This is a genomic window from Cohnella panacarvi Gsoil 349, assembly GCF_000515335.1.
GTDB lineage: Bacteria > Bacillota > Bacilli > Paenibacillales > Paenibacillaceae > Cohnella > Cohnella panacarvi.
Genome location: NZ_KI911563.1, coordinates 4,230,956 through 4,254,372, shown reverse-complemented (window position 1 = coordinate 4,254,372; position 23,417 = coordinate 4,230,956). Strand labels below are relative to the sequence as shown.

18 protein-coding genes and 1 pseudogene are annotated in these 23,417 nt (G+C 53.8%); 4 read left to right on the top strand and 15 right to left on the bottom strand.

The window, feature by feature from the left end:
- Positions 1–43: 43 nt before the first annotated feature.
- From COHPA_RS0120385 to COHPA_RS0120365, 5 genes are all read right to left on the bottom strand, one after another.
- Positions 44–1,693, bottom strand: a complete 1,650-nt coding sequence (locus COHPA_RS0120385) for a helix-turn-helix domain-containing protein (RefSeq protein ID WP_027087997.1) — start codon at positions 1,691–1,693, stop codon at positions 44–46.
- On the bottom strand, positions 1,668–3,434 hold the full coding sequence (locus tag COHPA_RS0120380) for a sensor histidine kinase (protein ID WP_027087996.1): 1,767 nt from the start codon (positions 3,432–3,434) through the stop codon (positions 1,668–1,670). Before COHPA_RS0120380 ends, COHPA_RS0120385 begins: the two co-directional genes overlap by 26 nt.
- Positions 3,435–3,533: 99 nt before the next feature.
- Positions 3,534–4,433: a carbohydrate ABC transporter permease gene (locus COHPA_RS0120375; RefSeq protein WP_027087995.1), complete on the bottom strand. Its 900-nt coding sequence runs from the start codon at positions 4,431–4,433 to the stop codon at positions 3,534–3,536.
- Between the two features lie 13 nt (positions 4,434–4,446).
- Complete coding sequence (locus COHPA_RS0120370) at positions 4,447–5,346, bottom strand: ABC transporter permease (protein WP_027087994.1); 900 nt, start codon at positions 5,344–5,346, stop codon at positions 4,447–4,449.
- An 80-nt stretch (positions 5,347–5,426) separates the two neighbouring features.
- Positions 5,427–7,172 (bottom strand): extracellular solute-binding protein, encoded by a 1,746-nt coding sequence (locus COHPA_RS0120365; protein WP_027087993.1) that lies wholly within the window; start codon positions 7,170–7,172, stop codon positions 5,427–5,429.
- A gap of 266 nt (positions 7,173–7,438) precedes the next feature.
- Between COHPA_RS0120365 and COHPA_RS26355 the strand changes: the two are divergent.
- Both COHPA_RS26355 and COHPA_RS26350 read left to right on the top strand, forming a co-directional pair.
- Positions 7,439–7,666: pseudogene (locus COHPA_RS26355) on the top strand (EcsC family protein); the annotation flags it as partial.
- An 86-nt stretch (positions 7,667–7,752) separates the two neighbouring features.
- Entirely contained in the window at positions 7,753–7,875 is a 123-nt protein-coding gene (locus COHPA_RS26350) for an EcsC family protein (RefSeq protein WP_342667813.1), read from the top strand.
- Here COHPA_RS26350 and COHPA_RS24880 read toward each other — a convergent pair whose 3' ends face one another.
- Together COHPA_RS24880 and COHPA_RS24660 are read right to left on the bottom strand one after the other, a co-directional pair.
- The gene (locus tag COHPA_RS24880; protein WP_027087991.1) at positions 7,876–8,682 is read right to left on the bottom strand and encodes a response regulator; all 807 of its coding nucleotides are present in this window, start codon (positions 8,680–8,682) and stop codon (positions 7,876–7,878) included.
- Positions 8,673–12,479, bottom strand: a complete 3,807-nt coding sequence (locus tag COHPA_RS24660) for an ATP-binding protein (RefSeq protein ID WP_027087990.1) — start codon at positions 12,477–12,479, stop codon at positions 8,673–8,675. Before COHPA_RS24660 ends, COHPA_RS24880 begins: the two co-directional genes overlap by 10 nt.
- A 359-nt stretch (positions 12,480–12,838) precedes the next feature.
- Here COHPA_RS24660 and COHPA_RS0120345 point away from each other — a divergent pair, with 359 nt between their 5' ends.
- On the top strand, positions 12,839–14,062 hold the full coding sequence (locus COHPA_RS0120345; RefSeq protein WP_027087989.1) for an IS256 family transposase: 1,224 nt from the start codon (positions 12,839–12,841) through the stop codon (positions 14,060–14,062).
- A 332-nt stretch (positions 14,063–14,394) separates the two neighbouring features.
- Here COHPA_RS0120345 and COHPA_RS0120340 read toward each other — a convergent pair whose 3' ends face one another.
- From COHPA_RS0120340 to COHPA_RS0120325, 4 genes are all read right to left on the bottom strand, one after another.
- Complete coding sequence (locus tag COHPA_RS0120340) at positions 14,395–15,501, bottom strand: response regulator (protein ID WP_156926711.1); 1,107 nt, start codon at positions 15,499–15,501, stop codon at positions 14,395–14,397.
- A gap of 7 nt (positions 15,502–15,508) precedes the next feature.
- Complete coding sequence (locus tag COHPA_RS0120335; protein WP_027087987.1) at positions 15,509–17,338, bottom strand: sensor histidine kinase; 1,830 nt, start codon at positions 17,336–17,338, stop codon at positions 15,509–15,511.
- A 95-nt stretch (positions 17,339–17,433) separates the two neighbouring features.
- On the bottom strand, positions 17,434–18,813 hold the full coding sequence (locus tag COHPA_RS0120330) for a sensor histidine kinase (RefSeq protein WP_027087986.1): 1,380 nt from the start codon (positions 18,811–18,813) through the stop codon (positions 17,434–17,436).
- Positions 18,791–19,465 carry a response regulator transcription factor gene (locus COHPA_RS0120325; RefSeq protein WP_027087985.1) on the bottom strand — a complete coding sequence of 225 codons (675 nt, stop codon included), beginning with the start codon at positions 19,463–19,465 and terminating at the stop codon, positions 18,791–18,793. The genes COHPA_RS0120330 and COHPA_RS0120325 overlap by 23 nt, the downstream gene beginning before the upstream one ends.
- A 140-nt stretch (positions 19,466–19,605) precedes the next feature.
- Here COHPA_RS0120325 and COHPA_RS25990 point away from each other — a divergent pair, with 140 nt between their 5' ends.
- Entirely contained in the window at positions 19,606–20,370 is a 765-nt protein-coding gene (locus COHPA_RS25990) for a hypothetical protein (protein WP_027087984.1), read from the top strand.
- Positions 20,371–20,902: 532 nt separating this feature from the next.
- Here COHPA_RS25990 and COHPA_RS0120315 read toward each other — a convergent pair.
- From COHPA_RS0120315 to COHPA_RS23880, 4 genes are read right to left on the bottom strand one after another with little or no spacing between them, the layout of a single operon-like run.
- A complete protein-coding gene (locus COHPA_RS0120315; RefSeq protein ID WP_027087983.1) occupies positions 20,903–21,151 on the bottom strand; it encodes a type II toxin-antitoxin system HicB family antitoxin in 249 nt (82 codons plus the stop codon).
- A gap of 17 nt (positions 21,152–21,168) precedes the next feature.
- The gene (locus COHPA_RS26200; RefSeq protein ID WP_245590313.1) at positions 21,169–21,774 is read right to left on the bottom strand and encodes a type II toxin-antitoxin system HicA family toxin; all 606 of its coding nucleotides are present in this window, start codon (positions 21,772–21,774) and stop codon (positions 21,169–21,171) included.
- A gap of 48 nt (positions 21,775–21,822) precedes the next feature.
- Positions 21,823–22,191, bottom strand: a complete 369-nt coding sequence (locus COHPA_RS25290; RefSeq protein WP_027087981.1) for a DUF4368 domain-containing protein — start codon at positions 22,189–22,191, stop codon at positions 21,823–21,825.
- Positions 22,124–23,401, bottom strand: coding sequence for a recombinase family protein (locus tag COHPA_RS23880; RefSeq protein ID WP_027087980.1), 1,278 nt, complete (start codon positions 23,399–23,401; stop codon positions 22,124–22,126). The genes COHPA_RS25290 and COHPA_RS23880 overlap by 68 nt, the downstream gene beginning before the upstream one ends.
- Positions 23,402–23,417: the final 16 nt, after the last annotated feature.

Below are 23,417 nucleotides of genomic sequence, written 5' to 3'. Positions count from 1 at the left end.
GCCGATCATCGAATTCCGATACCCTACGCCATCCGGGCAACCTTTACGGGTTGCCCGGGATGGATTCTCTCGCGAACTCGCGATACTCCTGCGGGGAAACGCCCGTCGCTTTTTTGAAAAACCTCGTAAAGGAGTGCGGCGACTCGTACCCGACACGCATGCCGACCTCATGGACGCGGAGCTCCGCTTCGGCAAGCAGCGCCTTTGCCTTGCGGATTCTTGCCTCCTCGATATAATCGGACAAGTTCTGGCCTCGTCTCTGCTTGAATAAGCGGGACAAATAGACCGGATTGAAGTGAAACCGGCCCGCTAACCGGACCATGGATAAATCTTCCGCGATATTCGCGTCGATGTAACCGCATATTTCTTGAATGACTCCTTCGGCCCGGCTATTCTCGCTTGTGCGTCTTAAGGCGAACAACTGCTCCGCCGTACGGGCCAAATAGTCGAATGCGTCTTGCCAGGAGGCGTGCGCCTCGAAACTCATAAGCTCGGCCGCGGGCAACTGATTGCCGAGCTGTCTTCGGTTGATGTACGAGAGCAGCATCAGACTTATGGAATAATAGATCTCGATGACCTGGGAAGCATCGGGCGGCGGCTTGACCAGCACCGCTTCGGACGACTCGCGAAGCAATTGTATGAACGCCTCGCCGCGTCCCGATTCCAACAGTCCGGCAAGCGGTTCCAGCTTCTCGATGCTCAGCCGTTCATGCGTCTGGGAAGACTTGTCGAGCGGACCGACCTCTACGGTCAATACCATGCTGGTGCCGTCGCCGACCCTATGATGCTGCATCTGCCTAAGCCTGTCATAGGCGCCCGGCAGCGTCTCCCATGCGATCGGCGTGCTGCAGATCGTAAAGGATGTCTCCGAGCCAAGAGATTTCATGCAAGCCTCTTGGAGCAATTCAAGCGTTCCCTCGAGGAACCGGGTGACTCCGCCGAACACGTCGCCTTCGGCGTCGGCATGCTCGCCGGACGGCTGTACCATCCAGAGCAAGTCGCCGAACCGGTCAATCACGCCGACGCAGCTCGTTCTGTCTCGCAGATAGACATCTCCGAGCAGCTTGACCGCGAGCGCCGACTCCTGTCGGCCGACATAACTGCCGGGCTCCGCATGCAGAACGCTTCCTAAGACGACCATGATCGGCTGGCCCCAGCGAAGCGGAACGTTCAGCTTGCGGAAGTCCTCCTCTCTGTTCTCCGGCATGCCGCTGCCGATCCCGAGCAATAAGTGGCGGAAATAATCGCCATGAGCCAGGGTCTCGAGCGTATTGCGCTGTTCCATCGCTTGCTGCAGCAAGGCGTCCGTCTGAAGCGCCTCATCCAATTCGCGAAGCGTCTCCTCCAATACGGCAATGACCTTGGCATAGCCTTCCGTCTTCAGAATATATCGGACGCCCCACACTTGAATCGCTTGATATACCGCATCGAAATCATGGTAGCCGGTCATGAATATGACTCGGCAGCGAGGCCAGTCCCGGCGAATAATGTCGAGCAGCTCGAGTCCGTCGATCTCCGGCATCCGAATATCGGACACGACGATGTCGATGCGAGTATGGTTCAACCATTCGACGGCCTCGCTACCCGAATAAGCCTTGCAAATCTCGAGCCCCGGAATATCCAATTTGCCCAATACTTCCGCAACACCGTCCGTGATGATGGCTTCGTCATCCACGATCAGCAATCGGCGCATGTATCGTATCCTCCTTTAGCGGTATACGAATCGTCACTTTAAGCCCGCCCATCTCTCCTCGCGTAACGCTAAGCCCGCTTCCCTCGCCGCACGCGATCAGGAGACGTCGATGAATATTGACGATCCCGGTCGTTTCCATCTTCTCTTCCGGCCGCGAGAGATGATCCGTAATCCGCGCCAGCACTTCGTCCGTTAGACGATCTCCGTTATCCTCTACGATAATAGATAGACATGTCTCGCCTTGCTCGAACCGTATATCGATGATGCCGTTCTTCGCTTTCTTCTCTAAGCTATGCTCGAACGCGTTCTCGATTATCGGCTGTACGATCAAACGCGGAACTTGCAAGCGCTCATACGCGGACGGCAACGGGTCGAAGCGAACGGCAATGCGCTTATAGAACCGTAATTCCTGAATATCCGCGTAGGTTCGGGCATGCTGTATCTCTTGTTGCAGCGTTACGAAATCCGAAGCATTGCGGGTCACGAACTGGAAGTACTCCCCTAGCAGGGTCGTGAACATCTCGATGCGCTCGGTATCGCCGGTTCTAGCCATCGTGTTCATGATAAAGAAGCTATTGTATAGGAAATGCGGGTTGATCTGCGATTGCAGGTGTTTCAATTCGGCGCGCTGAGCCAGCAGCTTCTGCTTCCATGCCTGGTCGATCAACGTACGAAGATTGACCACCATCTGATTGAAACGCGTGTAGATATAACGGAATTCGTCATTCGCGTCATGCGCGATCGCTTGTTCGAGATCGCCGCTTTCCAGCCTGCGGAATCCTTTGACCAATTTGATCAAGGGCTTGTGTATGAACTTGTACGTCGACAGGGCATAGACGACCATAATGACCAGCGTGCCGATTCCGAATAGCCACGCTCGGATATAGAACTTATCGAGCGGCTTGCTCACGACCCGCTCCGGTATGAAGCGGTAGATGGACATATCCAACCGTTCGGAATAGGCATGGGATACCAGATAACTTTGCTCTCCGACGCGGATCGTATCCGAGGTGCCGCTTGCGATCCGATCGAGGTTCCGCTTCGCCTCGGGCTCCAGGGCGTGAATCGATCCGCTGCCGATGTGCAAGCCGGAATGACCCGTGCGCATAATCGTACCGCTCTCCGGATAGAGGTTGAACTGCTGCAGCGCTTCCCGCAGCTTGAGCATGTTCAGCTCGATCTCGATAATGAACAGCGGCTCCTTATCCTTCCCTCCGCTCGCTTTGGCCGCGCTTAAGTACAGGTTTCCTTTCCATTCGATCAACTTGGAGCCTCTGGCCCCGCGTTCCGGACGAATGGCCTGATAACGGTCGGCTTCGAACGCGCCAGCTCCGTTCAAGGAAGACAAAGTCTTGGCGATCGGCCTAATGTGAACGCTTACATCTCGTATCACATTGCTGCTGTTCTGCACCGAGAATGCGCGATTCAGCACGGAGGTCGTACTGTCCATTCGATCGATGTCGTCCATCGTTTCCCATGCAATGGCGAGCTTGTTCAAGTCCGTATCGTCAAGCAAGCTGTATTGAAGCAGCCTCATTCTCTCGATTTCGTTCTCGAAATCGTTCAAGTAGAAGGAGATTTGCGAGATTGCGGTTTTCGATATATCGTTGCTAGCCGTATTGACGCTCCACTTATAGATGGAAACTCCGACGGCAATGATCGGCAGCAGAATGAGCGCGAACGTAACGACTAAACGTAAGAATATCGTATTGCGCAATGAAAAGTCTCGGCGTACGAACATTGCGGTATCCCCCAGCCTTATTCTCGAATATATATACGGCATCGGCAACGTCGTGGACGGTACCCATGCCGTATATGTTCATAGCTTCGTGAATATAGACTAGCCTTTTACGCTGCCGAGCACAATTCCCTTGACGAAATATTTTTGCAGGAACGGATAGGCGACGACGATTGGCAGCGAGGCGAGAAAGATCTGCGAAGATCTTAGCGTTCGATCCGAGATTTGCGCCAGACTCAAAATATCCTCGCGAGACACCGCCGTGAAATTTTGTTGAATAACGATGGTCTGAATATAGCTTTGCAGCGGATAATTGGAAGGGTCGCCCATGAGAATCAGTCCATCGAACCAACTGTTCCAATGGTCGACCATGGAGAATAACGCAAGCGTCGCAATCGCGGGCTTCGAAATGGGCACGTAGATTCTCCATAGCGTCGTCCATTGACTCGCGCCGTCGATGACCGCCGACTCTTCCAGCTCTTTGGGCACCTCGCGGAAGAAATTAAGCAGCAGGACGATGCTGAACACCGGTACCGCCCCCGGGAGCACAAGCGCCCAGATGGAATCGAGCAGGTTTAATTCCTTGAGGGTAATATACCAGGGAATCAATCCGCCGTTGAATAACATGGTCATGAAGAAGATCCAGGCATAGACGAGACGGAACCGGAATTGCCTCCGTTCCTTGGAGAGCGGATATGCGACCATGACGGTTAGAAGCAAGTTCAAAGGGGTTCCAAGGGCAATCCGCTCGATCGAGTTCAGCATCGATGTCCAGAATCCCTCTCGTCCCGCCGTAAACTTGTAGGATTCCAGCGTGAAATCGACAGGCCATAGCTTCACGTATCCGGCGGCCGTAGCGGTGCTGGAGCTGAAGGACACCGCGATGATATGAATGAGCGGCAGGACGCACAGCAGAGCAATAATGATCAGGAACGTCATATTGATGCCTGCGAACCAGTCTATACGCTTGCCGGGGATAACCTTCGCGCTTTTGTTGGACATGTTAGCTCTCCCCTTAGAAGATTCTGTATTTCGCATACCGGTAAGCGAAGAAATACGAGCCTGCGATGAGAATGAACGAAATAATGGACTTGAAGAATCCGACTGCCGTCGCGACTCCGTATTGCGCGTCGAGCAGACCGATTCTGTAGACGAACGTGTCCAGAATATCGCCGCTCTCGTATACTTGCGGACTATACAAATTAAACACTTGGTCGAATCCGGCGTTCAGCAGCTGACCGAGGCTAAGCACGGCGAGCAATACGATAACCATGCGCATGCCGGGCAACGTAATATGCCACGCCTTTTTCCACCTATTCGCGCCGTCAATCGTGGCGGCTTCATATAAACCAGGATCGATCCCCGTAATAGCGGCCAAATAAATAATCGTACCGTATCCGAAGTTCTTCCATATATCCGATGTGATCAAGGTCGTCTGGAACCAATTGTTGCTGCCGAGGAAGAAGATCGGCTCTATGCCCAGCGAACCCAGCAAGCTGTTGACGATACCTCCCGAAGGAGATAGAAGGTCGATGAGAATACCGCCGAGCACGACCCAGGATAAGAAGTAAGGCAAATAAATAGCCGTCTGAACGGAACGCTTGACGGCTTCGTTCTTCACCTCGTTCAGCAGAATCGCGAATACGATCGGCACGACCAATCCGAGCACCAGCTTCATGCTGGCGATGGATAACGTATTCCAGAATACTTGCGCGAAGCTTGGCAAATCCATTACGTAGTTGAAATTATCCCAACCGATCCATTTCTGATCTCCGAACAGCCCCTTAGCCGGGATGAATTTCTGGAAGGCGATCACGATACCGGCCATTGGAATATACGAGAAGACCACGATTAACAATAAACCGGGCAATATCATGAAGTGCAGCGGGAGCTCTCTTTTCCAACGTCCACCCATTAAGTCAAATCCCCTCTCTGACTGCAACTTACAAATACAGGGGATAGGCGCCGAAGCGCCCTTTCCCCTGTATTAACCTATTACTTCGTCGAAGCGTACCAGTCGTTCACTTCCTGCGTCATTTGTTCGCCGCCTAGCTTGTTCCAATCCGCGACGAATTTATCGAAATTATCGATCGGATCGCCCAGAATAATCTTGATGAATGTCTCGTTCTGCAGCTTCTCAAGCGTCGATTTCCGTTCGACCATCGTCGGAGTCGGAGCCGCGACGAACTTATCGATCAGGAACTGGTTGTTCTTGTCGTATTGATCCGTGATGCCCATCGAGCCCTCCGGACCGTAGATGCGCTCCCAGCCCCATACCGCGAAGCCCTCTTCGGAACCGGAATTGTACAGGTCGATCTTCTCTTGAATCGTCTTGGCTTCGCCTTTCAGAACCGAGAAGTCGTTTGCTTTGCGCGCCGCGTCGATCTCGCGGAAAGCCGTTACGTTCTTCTTAGGAGGAGCGGGCTGTACCGGAGACAGCTGCCATACGCTTTCCGCTTCCTTCGGCGCATAGTAATAGTCGAACTCGGCTGTCTCTCCCCAGTTTTTCTCTAGATGCATGTTGAACAGTTTGATGACGGCTTCCGGATTTTTCGCGCCTTTGCGGACGACGAAAAATTTAGTCGTACTGAACTTCTGCGGAACCTTCGCCAGCTCTTCCGTCTCGGACACGATCGGGAATGCCCGCCATTGCCCGTCAGGCTCGTTGTTCTTGTTCAATTGAAGCGGCCAGATCGAATTCCACTGTTCGCCGTATTCCATGCCGACTTTGCCGGCCGTAATATCCTCGGCTACCTTGCCGCCATCCTTGATGCCGAACTCCTTGTCGATCTGTCCGCCTTTGAACATGTCCTGCAGCGCTTTAAGCGCATTCTTGATTTCCGGCTGGACGCTGCCGTACACGAGCTTGCCGGAACTATCTTCGACCCAAATGTTCGGGTATGCCTTGAAGCCGGCCATGAAGCCTTCCAAACCGGTGGAGCCGCCCCACAGGCCTTTGTTCACGCCTAACCCGTACGTATCCTTCTTGTTATTGCCGTCCGGATCTCCCTCGGTGAACGCTTTGGAGATCGCGAGCACGTCCGCCATCGTCTTAGGCGGCTGCAAGCTAAGCTTCTCGAGCCAGTCCGTGCGAACCCATAGGAACATGGAACGCTCGATAGACGGTTCGACTTGCGGAATCGCCATCAGCTTGCCGTCGAAAGTTGCGGCGTCGAACGGCCCCGTTCCTTCTTGCGACAAAATGTCTTTCGTCAATGGCGATGCGTACTTCTCATATAATGCCGTCATGTCCTCGATCATGTCGGACTCCGCCAATTGTTTCAGTTGGACGGCATTCACGGCCATGAAGTCGGGCAGATCGCCGGATGCGAGGGTGACGTTCATCTTCTGCACGTACTGATCCGATTCCGGATTGCCTTTCACGACCCATAAGTTGCGAAGCTTAATGCCCAGTTGATCCTCGTACACCCGTGTCCAGCGATTATCCTCGAACGTCTCTCCGTCCAGGACTCCCAGCACGTTATTTTCTACGACATCGCTCAAGTTTCTTACCGTCGTCACCTCGATCGGCGGATCGTACTTGCCGAGCGGATCAGCGGAAGAGTCCGGGTTTGCTGAAGCGCTTTCATTAGTGGCGTCGCTAGCCTTCGCGGACGGGCTCGGCGACTCGCTGCTTGCGTTGTTGTTGTCGTTGTTCCCGCTGCAAGCGGAAAGCACCAATACCGCCGCCATAACAAGCACGAATACTTGGATAAGCCCTTTCTTGCCTGACTTTCTCATCGTAACGCCCCCAATCGGTTTATTCGAGACACTGCCGCATGCGAATTGTCTGCGCTTTCATTATAGAAAGCATAGACACGGCGCAACAATGTTCATCTCTCTACTTCTTTAACCGAATTATACTATTATACGTTTATCATTTGCCGTTCTTAGGGATAATGGACTACGCGCGACTTTAGTCGAGCAGAGCCTCCTACCGCGGTCCGTTCCGAATGAAGGAGTTCTTCCGTACAATATAATCATAGATTTAAGGGGAGCGAAATGCCATGCGCTATGAACAGAAAGCGCGCAACGAAATCGCCGATTGGGAGCGGAAGTTATTCAAGCCGCCAGGTTGGCTGGAGAGAACGTCGAAGACGATCAGCAAGCGAATAAACAACATTCTTCCGCCTAAGGTGCACACCCTCCTAACCGCCACCATTAAGTCGATCGTGCGCACGGCGTTATTCGGCGCGGAATACACGCCGCAAAGGCCGGTGCAGCGTACTTCCTCTCTCGAGGCGGCCGATCAAGAAGCGAAACGTTTATTGTCCTTGTACCAGAAAATCGCGACTCGATCGACTTTCGAAAATTGCTCCAAATGGTGCCGGGAATCGGAGCGGCGGCCGGCGCGTGGGCGAATTTCACCATCCTCGAGGAGCTCGGCGAAACCGCAACGAACGCCTATCGGCTGCGAAGATTGAACGAGCAGCCTCATGTTTAGTTAATACCAACTGATCTCCTTCACGGACCTGTACACTTCGGTATTCAGCTTCGATTTCAGAACAACATACTGATTGTTCTCTTCGGCGACGACGGCGACCGTGCCTCTGCGGCTGAGCACGATGCGGATGAAGTCGATGAACGGCTGCAGCGCGGCGTCCTGCGACACCGATACTTTTTCCAGCACGATCACGTATTTGGCGTTGTAAATGTGCAACAACCCTTGCAGACACCCTGCCAAATACGGCAGCGTATGCTCCGTTACGTACTTGTACAGCGTAAAGATGATTTTCCCGCTCTCCATGCTGACGTCGAACGGCAAGCCGATCGCTTGAGGATCGACGATTTTCTCATACACAGTCTTGGATTTGGTTTTGGCAGCCCCCGTATCCGGTTCGGGGTCCCTCGCAGCCTGAGTCTCTTTCGCCGCCGGAACGGCAATCAACGACTCGGGCAGAATGGACTTCATGACCTCGTCCACTTTCTCTCTCGTAAACGGCTTAATGATATAATGCTTTGCGCCGAGCTTAATCGCCTCGTAGATCAAGTTGCGCTGCTCGACCGAGCTGATCATCACGATGCGCGCCTCCGGATCGAAAGCTTTGATCGTCCGCACCGCTTCTATACCGCTTTTGCCGGGCATCTGAATGTCCATCGTCACCAGATCGATTCTGTGGCTGCGGTACAATTCAAGCGCCTCTTCGCCATTCTGCGCTTCGGCCACCACCTCGTGTCCGCTCTCTTCGAGAATTTCGCGCAGGCTTCGTCTTATAATCGAAGAATCGTCGACTATCATAATCATGGCCATGGGTTCTCGCCTCCCTGGAATTGAAATAATGGAATCGGCATCGAAAACCGGAATATCGTTCCTTGTTCGACGTCGCTTACGACGGCATAGTCGCCTTGCAACGCATCTATCGCATGCTTTACCGCGCTCAAGCCGAAGCCGCGTCCGGATACGCGGCTGACGGTCCGTTTCGTCGAGAACGACTCGTGGAACAGATAACGGAGCTGCTCGGCGCGGCTGGCCTCATCGAAATCCGAGGCGGTCGCCAGCCCTCGGTTAAGCGCGACGCGCCGGATGTCCGCCGTATCGATGACGCTGCCGTCATTCGCAATCGCGATCGTCACCCGCCCGTCGCTCATGTCGATTCGGCAAGATATCTTGCCGAACGTGTCCTTGCCGATCGAGGCGCGATCCTCCGGCGTCTCGATGCCATGGTCGACCATGTTGGCGAACACGTGGCTAAGCGCGCGGGCAAGCGGTAAATACCGTTCGTGATCGACCGTGAATTGTCCGCCGATGACGGCTACGGGATACACCGACTTGCCGAGCTTGGCAGCCAGCCGCTGGACGTAGTCCGGATAGATCGCCAACAGGTCGCGGAACGGCTTATAATGGAGCCGCTTCAGCTCTTCGACGATCCAAGCCCCCTCAGAGGCGGGGAACGACTCTTCAACCTTGCGCTGGAGCTGGAGCAGCTTCGTCTTCCTCACGGCGACCGTATCGGTCTCGTCGGCGAATGGATCGCCGAGCGTCTCGCGCAACACCTGCATATCCGCTTCCAACCAATCGGCGTAATCGATTTCCGTCACCCATTCGGCGAAAACTTTAGCCGCCAATATATCTTCGCTTCCTCCCTCCATTCGCTTGCGCCATTCCAGCAACTGCGATTCGAACGCGTGCAGCTTCTCGACCACTTCTATAAAGTCAAGCTGGGCGAAATTGCCCTTGAGCGTATGTACATCGCGCATCATCTCGTCGATCCGGTCTTCCATCGCCGTATCCTTCGCAAGAATCTCGCGAATGCCGGAAGCCGCGAATCGCCGATATTCCTCGGTCAATTCCTTGAACATCGCACCGTGCACCACGACGCGCACGACCATCCGCAGCATGCGCCGCTCTCGCTCCATGGTCATCTCAAGCTCGCGCCGGCCGCTTATATCGGTCATAATCACCATGATACGGCCGGGCAATCTGGCTTCGCCGCCCAATTTCTTATACTGCAACTCCACATGCTTGCCCTTGATCTCGACTTCGACGGGCAGCAGCGAGAGCAGCACGGCGACCTGCAGTTCGTCCTGCTCGCGAATGATCTGCATCAGCAGTTCCTCCAGAAACCGCCGATCGGTCAGATCCGCCGGATAAATCAGAGGAGCGAACGGCTGCCCGGTCAACTCCGCCCCGAATATGCGCTCGCACTCGACGCTGTATTCCGGCATGACAAGCATATCCTCGGCGAACGACAGGAACCCTTGCCCCGCCTCGTCCAGCAGATTGCGAATCGCGAGCGTGCGCTGCAACAATTCGTTCTCTAGCGAGCTGTTCCATTGCGCCAACTGCAAATGCAGCTTGACCCGCGCGAGCAGCTCATGCCGCGAGATCGGCTTGCTAAGATAATCGTTGGCGCCGGAGCTGAAGCCTTCGACCAAGTCCGCAGTCAAGCCTCGCGCCGTCAATAGCAGGATCGGCAACCGGCTGCGCGAAGCATAGTCCGAGCGCAGCTTCTGACACAGCTCGTACCCGGACATGCGCGGCATCATCACGTCAAGCAGAATCAGATCCGGCCGGAGTCCGTCCTGGATCAGCGCCAGCGCCTGGAACGCGCCGGACGCTTGGACGACGCGGTAACCTTCCATCGTCAGAAAACTGTCAAGCACTTGCAGATTGATAGGTTCGTCGTCGACTACGAGAATACAGGCTTGCGACGTCGCCGAGAACCTGTCCGAACCCGAGTCGTCTCGGGCGGCTGCAACGGCGTTATCCGCCTGAACGATCGCCGTAATCTCTTCTTGCGCTTCCGCCGCAAGCTTCTCCTCGATCAACGGCATCCGCCAGCTCCCTTCGGCGGGGAGGCTTGCCGTCGAACCCGATTCCTGCGGCAATTCCGCGGCCGGAAGCTCGAACGAGAATGTCGATCCCTCTCCGACGACCGAAGAGACGGCGAGGCTGCCGCCTTGCAGCTCGACCAGCTTCTTCGATATCGACAGCCCGAGGCCGGTGCCGCCGTAATCCCTCGCGATCGAACCGCTTCCCTGCGCGAACGAATCGAATATGAACGGTTGCTGCTCCGGCGCAATCCCGATGCCGGTGTCCGCGACGCGGACGATCCACCCGAGCGTCGTACGTTCCGCCGTTACCTCGATTGACCCTTCCGCCGTAAATTTGATCGCGTTGCCGATGAGATTATACAGAACTTGGTGAATGCGCCCTTCGTCGCCATCCACGTAGCAGTTCTCCGGCATTTTATTGTCCAACCGCAGCGACTTCGCCTGCCACAAAGGCCTCAGCACCGTCGTCACCACTTCGACGCTCTGATGCATATCGACCGCTTGGCGCCGCAGCGCGATTTCCTCGTGCCGCAGTTTCGAGAAATCGAGAATGTCGTCGACAAGCGATGCCAGCCGCTTGCCGCTGGCGCCGATCATCGCGATGTGATTCAACGCTCGTTCGGGCAGCGGGCCGGCCGCGCCGGCCGAGAGCGATTCGGCGATGCCGATAATGCCGTGCAGCGGCGTGCGCAGCTCGTGAGACGTATTGGCGAGGAAATCGTCTTTGAGCTTGTCCAACCGCTGCAAGGCGACGTTCTCCTCGTTGAGCGTTCTATCCTGAATGAGAATGATCCAGCCTGCCATCTCCTTCTTCTCCGTGAAGACGGCGCTGACGCTGGCCCCGTAAAACCGCTCGGTATCGGTCTTGACGGAAAACCGTATATCCGCATTCCTATGATCGGTCAGCCGGGTCAGTTCCTGCGGCCACTCGCCGATCTCCGTTATTTCGCGGCCCTTGTGATGGTGGGATAAACCCGGCATTACCCGATAAGCAGCCGGGTTGGCGCTTACGAACAGCATATCTTTATCGATCAGCACGAACGCTTCTCGGATGGAATTCAACGCCATTGCGGATGCTTGGGGCAGGATATCGAAGATGTCGTACCGGATGATATTGATAAAGAAAAGCAGGTTTAATAGGACGAGGGACACCGGCGTGTAGTTGATGCCGTACACGTTCAGCTTCACTACGTACAGAATATTGGCGAGGACCGGCGTGATGACCCCAATGACCAAGAGCAATAGCTGTAATCTGTAACGCTTCCCCCAATGAATCAATCTGTGAATCAATATTCCGCCTGCCGCGATCATGCACAACAATGCGAAAACATGATTCAGATAGTACAGCTTCCCCGGTTCCATTGCCAGACGATGAATCGGCGCGTCCGAGATATAGGTGTAAGCGGAATAAATGAGAGTCTGATACTCGGATGTCCAGACGAGCACGATCACGAAGGAGGGGATCGACAAGAGCGGGATGAGAATGAGCGGCTTTGAAATCCGCGCTTCGCAGTAGTCCGCCACGAACAGAAGAAACAGCGGAGAGAAGAACGCGGAACCCATATACATGACCTTCGTAGCCGCCATGCCGCCATCCGAGGACGATGCCGTAACCTCCAACAAGTAACCGAGCACGAAGAGAAAGACGGATACGGACAGTAGAATAAAATACGTCTTTTTGGAGCTTTGGCAGTACAACAACGTAAAGACGGCAAGAAACAGGGTTATCAGCAATGCGCCGGACAGAATGGCCGCAACCGTAATATTGACCACGATACCCCACCTTCGGCATATCGACATGCTCGAACATTATTCTTATAGTCTACTAAACGCGAATAAAAGAATAATGAAAGAATCGCCGTCTTTTACTGATCGATACTAACCTAAAACGCAACGTCATCACTCGGCACTAACTGCATAGAATGCAGGCATTACAATGGACGGGATACTCCTTGACCTGTAAAAGGTACGAAGTGCAGCTATTTGGTGGCAAATGACTAGCTCCGATGGTTTCGGCGAGTTAAGTCCATATAATTGTGTAAAATGGTTGTCCTAAAAAAGGAGAGCCATAAATAAATTCCTCTCTTAAAATGAAAGTTGTCGAGACCCATTTTAGAGGAGGATTTTTATTTATGACTCAGTATCAGATTACCGTAGATACGGCATTGTTGCATCAACTGTTTTTAGGAAAAGGACAAGATTCTGGGGTGAATGGTTTGTTGGAATCCGTGTTAAACCAGGTTCTCCAAGCACAAGTAGCTGAGCAGGCAGGAGCAGATAAGTATGAGCGATCCGACGAAAGGACGGGATACCGCAATGGGACTTATCCTCGTAAACTAACGACTCGTGTAGGAAGCATTACACTGCATGTACCTCGGCTTAGGGACGGCAGCTTCTCTACGGAGCTTTTCGCCCGGTATCAAAGAAGCGAACAAGCTTTGATGCTCTCTCTTATGGAAATGGTGATTAACGGCGTATCCACACGCAAAGTAACCACGATTACGGAAGAATTGTGCGGAGCCGAGTTTTCTAAATCGACAGTGAGCGAGCTCTGCAAACAACTGGATCCTATCGTAAGCAGCTGGAATAACCGGCCGCTTCATGAAACTTCCTACCCGTTTATCTCGGTCGACGCCATGTTCGTTAAAGTGCGTGAAGATGGGCGGGTTCGTTCCCGTGGCGTCATGATTGGCTATGGCGTAAACAAGGACGGGCAACGTGAGATTTTGGGCCTCATGCTCGGTGACACCGAAAGCGAGGCAAGCTGGAGCGAGTTCTTTAGCTCGCTTAAGGCTCGCGGGCTTCGTGGTGTCGAGTTAGTGGTTAGTGATCACCATGGCGGCCTTGTACGCGCTGTAAGGCAACATTTCCAAGGTATAACGTGGCAGAGATGCCAAATGCACTTCATCCGCAACGTTCTAGACGCAGCGCCGAAAGCACTGAAGACCGAGATTAAAGGCCGTGTCCGATCGATATTTGAAGCGCCCGATCTAGAGACTGCTCGACAGTATCTGAAGCAGACCCTAGAGGCGTATTCGAGCAAAGCAGCTAAAGCGATGGAGACGCTGGAGAGCGGTTTTGACGATGCTACAGCTATTATTGTATATCCTGAAGCGTACCGAATTCGGCTAAGAACCACGAATGGCGTGGAGCGTTTAAATGCCGAAATCCGGCGGAGGGAGAGTGTGATACGGATCTTTCCTAACCGGGAATCTGTTATTCGCCTACTAGGCGCAGTCCTGATGGAGTACGAGGAAAAGTGGACAAGCGGCCGGCGCTATTTCAACATGGATGAGTATTACGAATGGAAGAAAACAGCACCAAACCCTGCTAGTAACGTCATCCGTATCGGTTAACTTTTAAGCAGAGGATTTTACACACAATTTTGGACTTGATCTTTCGGCGATAATGAAATGTATTCAGCGCAGTTATTCAGCAGATATATGACGAACATTTGATAACGAACTGTACTCCGTGCAGTTGAAGCGGAAATCGGTTGTTGCCCGATCCGATCCGATCGATCGCGGACCCAAACTTACGATGACGCCGAAGCTAAGCCTAGAGTCCTCGGATGGCAATCTTGGAGGTCGAATGGCTGCAATGGTCCGAAACAAAACCAGGATGGAGCAGATATTAACCCTGCCCATCCTGGTTTTTTACTTTTGTGTTAGATCCATAAGGGAACTCTCTAGACATCATCGGGCGACGTAGAGAAGGATTCGTAACACCGAGTCAGTTCCTCGGACGGACGAATGCCCAGCTCTTGATCGAGCAGCTTGACGTAATCGCGATAGAGATCGCTCATCCCTTTGCGGTCTCCTTGCTGATTCCGAATCGCGATGAGCTGACGGACGACCGATTCGTCGAACGGATCGTGCTGATTCAGCTTAAGCAACAGCTTCGACGCGGCCCCCGGATCTCCTTGCCGTAGATGCGCAAGGGCAAGCCTCTGGGCGAACGAAGCGTACAGTCCCGCATAACGCTCCGTTTCGCTCGTCGCCCATACGTACGCTTTATCACCGAACAACTCGCCCGTATATCGCCGCTCCGTCTGGATCGCTCGGTCGATGTTGCTTGCGTCGATATTCGGCAATGCTTCGACTTCTCGCTCGAAATCGGCGAAATCGATGACGGGCTCCTTCCAGTCCAGCGCGTAGCCGTCGTTCTCCGAACGGATCGCGCCCTGCACGCCGAGCGATTCGAGCGATTTGCGCAATTGGTACACCGTCGTATTCAAGTAATTGACAGCCCCCGCCGACTGCTCCGAGTCTCCGAAAATATCGGCGAGCAGCCTCGAGCGGGGAATGCGTTTGCCTCGATAGAGAAGCAAGTAGGCGAACAGCTCCGTACATTTCCGCGAAATCCATTTGATCCGGCTCGTTCCGTTGCTCACGGTCATGTCTCCGAGCGCCGTTACGACGAACTCGGTAGGTGCCGCGTTCGCTTCTTGGGCGGATTTCTTGGCCTGGTAATAGGTTAACGCCCGCTGTACCGTCCGCGCCAGCCGTTCCTGGGACACGGGCTTCACCAAATAATCGAGAACGGTCAGATCGTACGCTTCCAAGGCGAATTCCTTATGGGAGGTGACGAACACGACCTGCACGGGCAACTCCAGCGCCTCCAGCTTAGCCGCGAACATCAGCCCGTTCTCTCCTTGCATCGAGATGTCCGCGAACACCAAGCCGATCTCCGGGTTCACGCGCAAATAAGCCAGCGCCGACTCCGCGTCCCGGAAAGCGCCGGCCACTTGTATGCCGGGCAGCTTGGCGAGCATTTTGCGCAATATCAGATGCATCGCCGGCTCATCGTCCACCAAGATCGTTTTCAGTCGCCATCGCCTCCGTTCCGTTCGTGTCGCTCGGTTCCCGGACGCCCGCCGAGGCCGGCAAGGTGAACGAGAAGGTCGTACCTGCGCCGGGCGCGCTCTCGAACCAAAGCCGACCGCCGTGAATGCGCACGAATTCGCGGGTAAGCACAAGGCCGAATCTCGCGTCTCCCGACTCGTCTTCGAACATCGGCAGCTTGAAGAACGGCTCCTCCGTACGAAGCAGCTCCATCGTGGCCTCATCCATGCCGACTCCGTTATCGCGGACCGACACGGTGACCGACGCTTGGCCCGGAAAGGCCTCGATCTCGATGCTGCCGCCGATTCCGGTATATTTGATCGCATTCGAGAGGAGGTTGCGGAGAATCAACTCGAGCATCTCTTTGTCGGCGAAGACCGACAGCTTCTCGTCGATGCGCTCTATCATTCCGATTCGCTTCATGTCGGCTCTCTTACCCGCAAGCGACATCGCCTGACGGACGACTTGCCGCAAATTCCAACTGACCGGGCGGAAAGAAACCTTGCCCTTCTGGCTCCGGTACCAATCCAGCAAGTTATCGACCAAGTGAAACGTGCTCTGCACTTGCGCCCGAAGCTCCCGGACCAGCTCCGCCTGCCCGTTGTCCGCAGCCGCGATCTCGTCTCCGAGCAGCTCGGTCAAGCTGACGAGAAGCGCGATCGGATCGCGAATATCGTGCGCCACGACGGTGAACAGCTTGTCCTTGAACGCGTTCAGCTCCGACAACTGGCGGGCGTTCTCGCGCAGCCTCGCTTCATTCTCTTTCAATTCGGTAATATCGCTAAGAATGAGCAGCTTGCCGATCGGCTCGTTCGTCGAATCGTAGAGGAACGACAAGCTGCAACTGTAATATCGTCTACCGTTCGCTTCCTGCGTTTCAATCGGAAACCGCTCGTCTCCGCTGCTCGCCGCGCGAAGTCGGGCGATCAGCTCCGGCTTGGCCGACAGCACCTCGCTCGCGGCGTTCGCTTGCTTCCGCATCAAGCTTAGCTCGGGCAGCACGGCTTCGGCGGCTTGGTTATAGTTGACGATTCGTTCGTCCGAATCGAGCAGCACGACGCCGTCGCCGATCGTCTCGAATACTTTGGCGAGCGCGAGCGGCGTCAGCCGCAGCAGGTTGAAGCGCAGCACGCCCCAAGCGTACGTGATGCCGGTAATCGCGAAGCCGAACGGCGTCAGGTCGACGGTTACGCCGAACCAGAGCGCCATATTGAAGAGCATCGGCGCGATGGCTCCCAGGAATAGAATGACGATCTGCTTGCGCACGTTCGGCAGCGCTTGAATATACATCGGAATGAACAGCGCCATGCCGAAGAACATGACCAAGTAACTGTACAACCCGTGCACGGTGTACCAAGGGCCTTTGACCGTGTCGTAAAGCGGTATCGTTCCGTTCAAGTTGAGCTCGTACTGCGTAAAATACAGCCCGTGCCAGTCGTTCGTCATATGGACGACGAACACGAGCGTCGGGACGATGAACAGCGCGACCGTCAGCAGCTTGCGGTATTGGCCACCGATATTGGCAAGCTGGATAATCTGCAGCAGCCATAGCGTCGAGACGAACGGGATGCCGACGTATTCGATCTGCAGCGCCAGCTTCACTTCGCCCAACGTACTGCCGAGTACCTCGAATGCATATCCGATCGCGTAGAAGGAGGCTGCGGTCATCGTCCATACGATCGACTTAGCCATCGGCAGATGCCGGTTTCGATAACACAATAGCGCGACGAACATCATCAACGCCGTCGCCATCAGGAGAAGGACCGCCATTCCAAGCTTGATGTCCACTGCCGATCCTCCTCGGTCGATTGACGAATGCTTACGAACTTAGCTGTATTTTATGGCTAGCCATCGAAAACTGTCAATGAATGCCGGCATCGCTCCTATATCGGCAGACGTACCGTAAAGACAGTACCCTGTCCGACGACGCTATCCACATGTACCGTTCCGCGCGCGGAACTCACGATATGGTTGACGATCGCCAGCCCGAGGCCGTGTCCGCCGATTTGCCGCGTCCTCGACTTGTCCTGCCTGTAGAATCGATCGAAGATATGGGGAAGCGCTTCGGGCGCGATGCCCATTCCGCTGTCCTTGATCTCGACGAGCATGACCCGCTCCCCTTTTACCGTCGTATCGGCAAGATTGACTTGTACCCTGCCGTTCTCCGGCGTATATTTCACGGCATTGTCGACAAGCAGCGTAAGCAGTTGGGTGAATTTCTCTTCGTCCCACTCGGCGATGAAATCTGCCGGAGCAGCCAGCTCGATCGTCATGTTCTTTTTCTCCCCCAACGGTCGGAGACGATCGATCGCCTTTGTCGCGGCTGCGCCGACATGGAATGGGGATCGGTTGTGCGCAAGCTCGCCGGAATCGGAACGGGCAAGCTGCAGCAAATCTCCCGCAAGCTTCGTCATCGATCCGACTTCCTCTTTCATTCCCGCAAGGATGTTATTCGCTAGAGGAATGTCCGCAGCGGATTGGTCGAGCTCCAGTTGGAGCGCTTCGATCGACGTAAGAAGCACGCTTAGCGGCGTTCTCAGCTCATGAGAAGCATCCGCGGCGAATTCCTTCTGCTTCGCGTAGGAACGAGCGATCGGGATCATCGCTTTGCGCGACATCCAGAAACTGAACCACAAAGCGATCAAGAAGAACAGAAGCGCCGTTCCGACCAACAGGTTGAGCAGCCATCGGAACAAATCGCGCTGGAACGTAACGTCTTTCCCGATGTACAACATACTGCTCTGATTCCCGTCCCACGCGATTTCCCGTGCGGTAACCAGGAATCGCGCATCGTGCGCCGACCCGCCGCTGAACGTCTGCATCGAAATTCGGGTATATTCGTTCTTTTCGAACAGCCCTTGCGAGATCGCCTGCATCGCCTGCTCGCGCAATCGAGGCTGAATCTCGCCGCCTAGCTGGACGTTCCCGCCTGCGCCGATCAAATAATAGAACGACTGATCGTTGCTGATCGAGAAAGCATCCTCTACCTCGCGAGGGGCCGGGCGGCTCGAATCGCCGTCTTGCTCGCTCCATTGCTTGAGCGCTATAAATTCGCTATCCGCGATGGCGCCCAAGGCACTTCTCTGTTCACTCCATATCACCGTGTACAAGAGCGCATACACGCCGACGATGAACAGACTCAGGAATAAAACAAGCATGCCGCTATATTGAAGCGTCAGCTTCTTGCGGGTCATGGCGAACAGATCGCCGCCCGCCTTCCGCCTCTTGAACAAGCTGCCTTTAGGCTTCAACGCGATACCCAACGCCTCTCACGCTCCTAATGAGCTCCCGCGAAGGGGAAGCCCCGAGCTTCTTGCGTATTAATTTGACGGTCGCGTCGATCGTCTTCAAGTTCACGTCGGCGTCGAGTCCCCATACTTTGTCCAAGATGACTTCTCGCGTCAGCGTAAGATTCTTATTCTGCACGAGCAGATCCAGGATTTGAAACTCGCGGGGAGACAGTTGGATTACTGCGCCGCCGCTCTTCGCCATCTGGTTGTTCCTGTGGAGCTCCAGCTCGCCGATCCGGACCACGTCTTCTTGAAGCGGGACGAACGTTCTGCGCGTCAGCGCCCGCACGCGAGCGAGCAGCTCCTCGATCTCGAACGGCTTCACCAGATAATCGTCGGCGCCCGCATCCAGACCTTCAACGCGATCCTGCAACGCGTCCTTCGCCGTCAGCATCAGAATAGCCCCGGCATATCCGTTCTTGCGCAGCTTCGCGCAAGCGTCGAGACCGTTCCCGTCCGGCATCATCCAATCGAGAACGACCACGTCGTAGCTGGAAGCGGTTGCGTAGTCGTAAGCTTCGCTGCCCGACGTCACCCAATCGACCGTATAACCGGCTTTCCTTTTCATCAGATGTGCGGTCAACTCGCCTAACCGGACATCGTCTTCCGCGAGCAGTATTTTCAAAGGGCATCCTCTCTTCTTCCGGATCCATCGTTACCCAAGAGTATATTCGATAGCGTTCGCGCTTTCACTATATTTTCACCAAATCCTAGTAATCTTGGGATCAAGCAAGACAAATTCACGATGGAAGGAAGAGATTGAATATGACAAAAACGACAAAATGGATGGCGGTTACGTTGGCGGCAGCAGTAATCATCGGCGGGGGTGCGGCTCTTGACGGTTCCAATCGCGCCACGGCGGCAGATCCATCCGGACAGATCGATTGCGTTGCAGGCGCGAACGGGCAATCGCCGGCGCAGGGCAAGAGGCAACCACGCCCGCCTAAACCGCCCGGGCCTGACAAAGGAGGCCGGGCTGCCGCGCCGACCGACGCCCCTTCGTCCAGCAACTTGACCACGGTCACTACTTCGGAGGACGGCACCGTATCCGTTACCGTCTCGGGCGGTTACGAGACCGACCCGCAGGATCATGGCCGACCGGTCGTTCTCATCGCCGCGGCACTCGGGGTGCCGACCGAAGTTTTCCGCGAAGCGTTCAGCGGCGTAACGCCGGCCGAACTAAGCAGCGGCGGCCCGACCGCCGAAGAAGCGCAGAGCAACAAAGCAGCGCTGTTGAAGGTGCTGGCGCCATACGGCATTACGAACGACCGATTGGACGAAGTATCCAATTACTATCGGTACAACGGGCAGAAATCGAAAACGTGGAAGATCACGCCGGCAACCGCTACCGCGATCGTGAAAGACGGCGTCGTAACGGGAATCTCCATCACGAACCCCGGCTCCGGCTACTCTTCGGCGCCAACGATAACGATCAAAACTCCTGGAGGTACGACGACCGCAACGGCGACGGTGTCCTACTCGAAAGACTTTGCGAAGAACGGCAGTATTTCTTCTATCAAGCTTAATTAGGGGGAGGTTGGGACTTGAAGATGCACAACAGTTGCATCTTTAAGTCTTTAGAGAAAGACCTATCTCTGGCTTTCGTCGATGTGGTTTTCTTATTATTTACCCCTCACCAATACACAACAACAATAGCAGCCTTCCATCAGCGTAAAGTGCATAGCCCTAGACAAACGGCTTGCCCACAAGTTGATTCCCCCGCAGGAGTGGCTTGCAGCCTTTCCATCTCGTTGGACAGAGTATTCCGTCTCCAACGTCTAGAAAGGCTGTAAGCCGCCCTGCGGCCTGTGAATCAACAGCGGGCAAGCCGTTTGTCTGGTCATAAGGTTAAAGCGAGGCTCTTTATGCGGCCGTGAGGCTGCTAGGAAGTTCTGATTTATGACTTGTACAGCATGCTCAGCTTTCAACTCATGTGCTATGGAACTATGGGAGAAGGTGCTGTACGGCGGCTGGAGTAAGAAGATTATCGTCTAATCAGACCCGCCTGTTTTGGTGAAAAGAAAACCACATGGAGTTGTTTCACTCGCATGTGGTAAATAAATTATATGAGAATCTCAATTACAACAATTTCTTGGTTCTTGTTGTCTACAGTGACCTTTTTAGGATCAGTAGGTCTAGGAATAGATTTTTCATCCCAATCACTTAAATACAAGCTTAATGCCTCTTTCGACATCGCTATTGCTTCTTCCCGTGTAAATCCACAAGAAATACAACCTGGCAGATCCGGGAACTCAATTGTTATTCCATCAGTATCATATGAGAAAACCGCAGGAAATGATATTTGCGTCATTTTCGCGTATCCCCCGATCACTTAAATCTAGCTTGTTTCATTATGCTTTTAAGAGTTCCTTTAGGCAACGATTTATTTCCATGGACTGGAACGATTACCGTTTCGCCATTTGGTCCTCTTAATTTCACATGGCTACCTTCTTGACCAACTTGCTTGTATCCATTTTTCTCAAGAAACTTAACAACATCTTTACCACTCATTGAACCTGCAGGCCAACCTGTATATTTTGTTAGGCCATTAGGATCAAAATTCAATCCTGCAACAAAGTCAGGAAGACCTTGGTCTATCTGATCTTCCATGTACCCCATTAATGCACGTTTTCTTAATACCTTCTGAGTTTCAGGGTCTAAATTTGGCCAAAAGTTAGGATCATCAGTTGTTAGCCACGATACATACAAATAATCTTCAACAAATGAATCCCAATAATTAACTTTTACATCTACAGGAACTTTATTGCTATTACCTAAATAGCTATCAAGTTTCCCATTCTTTATTACTGGTCTTCCTTGGGAATCATCATCGTCACCTAAATAAATCGAAGTAGGTGAATTACACTCTCCACCATGTGCATGTAAGCCATCTGCAGAAACGCAGTAATTCCCGCTTGGATCAACATTCGTCAATGGAATAGTCTATTTTTAACGAAGCAACAACCTCAGTAGTTTACGAAATTAGACCGACGAATCGGTAATAAATATCATGCGCTGTACACGTTTGCCGCCCACCTTCTCAGCATCATACACAACAGCCTTGTCAATCAGTTCATTCAAAATCGGTTTTGTTAATTCCCTCATATCCGTATACTCGCGTACCAGTTCCAAAAATCGAGTCGTGTTTTCCTGCTTGTTCTCTGCTTTTTGAAGCTGATCATCCAGTTGCTTGAGCCGCTCCTTCAATTGAGCTTGCTCTGCTGTAAAATCTCGCGACAACGCCGCATACTGCTCGTCCGTGATTTTTCCTAAAGCATTGTCCTCATATAGTTTCCGCTGAATCGTTTGCAGTTCGCTTTCCCGGCTGTTTAACCTGACGCGCTCTTTCATCGCGGCGCTCCATTGTTTTTTCTGCTGGTTCTGGCTCACCATGGCAAGCTTCTCCGTAAAGGCGCTTTCCTTTTCCTTGGCGGTCTGCACATGTCGCCGGATATCGGCCAATATAATCTCCTAGATGTCCACATAGCTGATGAATGAAAGCTGCTATACGCTTTGCCGCGCGTCCGCCCTTACCGCCGCTGGTTTTGCTCCTGCCGCCGCGAGCGAAGGACAAGCCTTGGCCGCAGGTCGAGCATTTCAGTAATCCGGCGAAGATTTGATGCTCGCCCTCCTTGGTCGGGCGCTTCCTCACCCGAATGACCTTCTGTGCCAAAGCAAAGGTTTCTTCGTCAATCAGCGGCTCATGCGTATTCCGAACCTCAATCCATTCCTCCTCGGGTACGGCGACGACCCGCTTTTTCTTAAAGGAGGGCTTGGTTGCCTTATGGCTCACCATGTGCCCCAGATGCGCCTTGTTCTGGATAATAGACTTGACGGTCGTTGCGCCCCAATCATACGGATGCTGTGTATTGGCGACCTTCAGATAACGCTGATGTTGCTCCGCCAAATAAGCGCGAGGAGTGAGAACATGATCTGCCCGCAGCAGTCTGCCGATTTTAAAGGGACTGTGACCTTCCACCGCTAATCGGAAAATGCGTTGCACAATCGCGGCGGTCTTTTCATCAGGAATCAGCTTATGCTTGTTCAGCTCGTCCTTGCGGTAGCCGTAAGGGGCAAAGGCTCCTGTATAATCGCCGTTTAACGCCCGCTGGCGATAGCCGCTTTTGACCTTCCGGCTCGTATCGCGGACGAACCATTCATTGAACAGATTCCGCAGCTCCATGAAATCGTCTTCGCCCTTGGCGGTGTCAATGTTCTCGCTGACGGCAATAAAGCGTACCTGATGCTCCGGGAAAAACACCTGAATGCACAGGCTCGTTTCGATCTGGTTGCGGCCCAAGCGGCTCAAATCCTTCACCAGCACGATATCAAACGCGCCGCTCTCGATGTCTCGCTTCATTCGCTGGAAGTCGGGGCGATCAAAGTTGGTGCCGCTCCAGCCATCGTCCGTGTACATCTCAACTACTTCAAAGCCCTGCTCCTTCGCGTAACGCCGGAGCAAAAATCGTTGATTTTCGATACTCATGCTTTCGCCACTCTGTTCATCGTCCCGGCTCAAGCGGCAGTAAATTGCGGTTCGGTTTTGCTGTTGTTTCTTCATTCTCCGTCCTTTCCCA

Coding starts and splice junctions, on each gene's coding strand:
- COHPA_RS0120385 (WP_027087997.1), bottom strand. CDS start 1,693: ATGCGCCGATTGCTGATCGTGGATGACGAAGCCATCATCACGGACGGT.
- COHPA_RS0120380 (WP_027087996.1), bottom strand. CDS start 3,434: ATGTTCGTACGCCGAGACTTTTCATTGCGCAATACGATATTCTTACGT.
- COHPA_RS0120375 (WP_027087995.1), bottom strand. CDS start 4,433: ATGTCCAACAAAAGCGCGAAGGTTATCCCCGGCAAGCGTATAGACTGG.
- COHPA_RS0120370 (WP_027087994.1), bottom strand. CDS start 5,346: ATGGGTGGACGTTGGAAAAGAGAGCTCCCGCTGCACTTCATGATATTG.
- COHPA_RS0120365 (WP_027087993.1), bottom strand. CDS start 7,172: ATGAGAAAGTCAGGCAAGAAAGGGCTTATCCAAGTATTCGTGCTTGTT.
- COHPA_RS26350 (WP_342667813.1), top strand. CDS start 7,753: ATGGTGCCGGGAATCGGAGCGGCGGCCGGCGCGTGGGCGAATTTCACC.
- COHPA_RS24880 (WP_027087991.1), bottom strand. CDS start 8,682: ATGGCCATGATTATGATAGTCGACGATTCTTCGATTATAAGACGAAGC.
- COHPA_RS0120345 (WP_027087989.1), top strand. CDS start 12,839: ATGACTCAGTATCAGATTACCGTAGATACGGCATTGTTGCATCAACTG.
- COHPA_RS0120340 (WP_156926711.1), bottom strand. CDS start 15,501: ATGCATCTGATATTGCGCAAAATGCTCGCCAAGCTGCCCGGCATACAA.
- COHPA_RS25990 (WP_027087984.1), top strand. CDS start 19,606: ATGACAAAAACGACAAAATGGATGGCGGTTACGTTGGCGGCAGCAGTA.
- COHPA_RS0120315 (WP_027087983.1), bottom strand. CDS start 21,151: ATGACGCAAATATCATTTCCTGCGGTTTTCTCATATGATACTGATGGA.
- COHPA_RS25290 (WP_027087981.1), bottom strand. CDS start 22,191: ATGAAAGAGCGCGTCAGGTTAAACAGCCGGGAAAGCGAACTGCAAACG.
- COHPA_RS23880 (WP_027087980.1), bottom strand. CDS start 23,401: ATGAAGAAACAACAGCAAAACCGAACCGCAATTTACTGCCGCTTGAGC.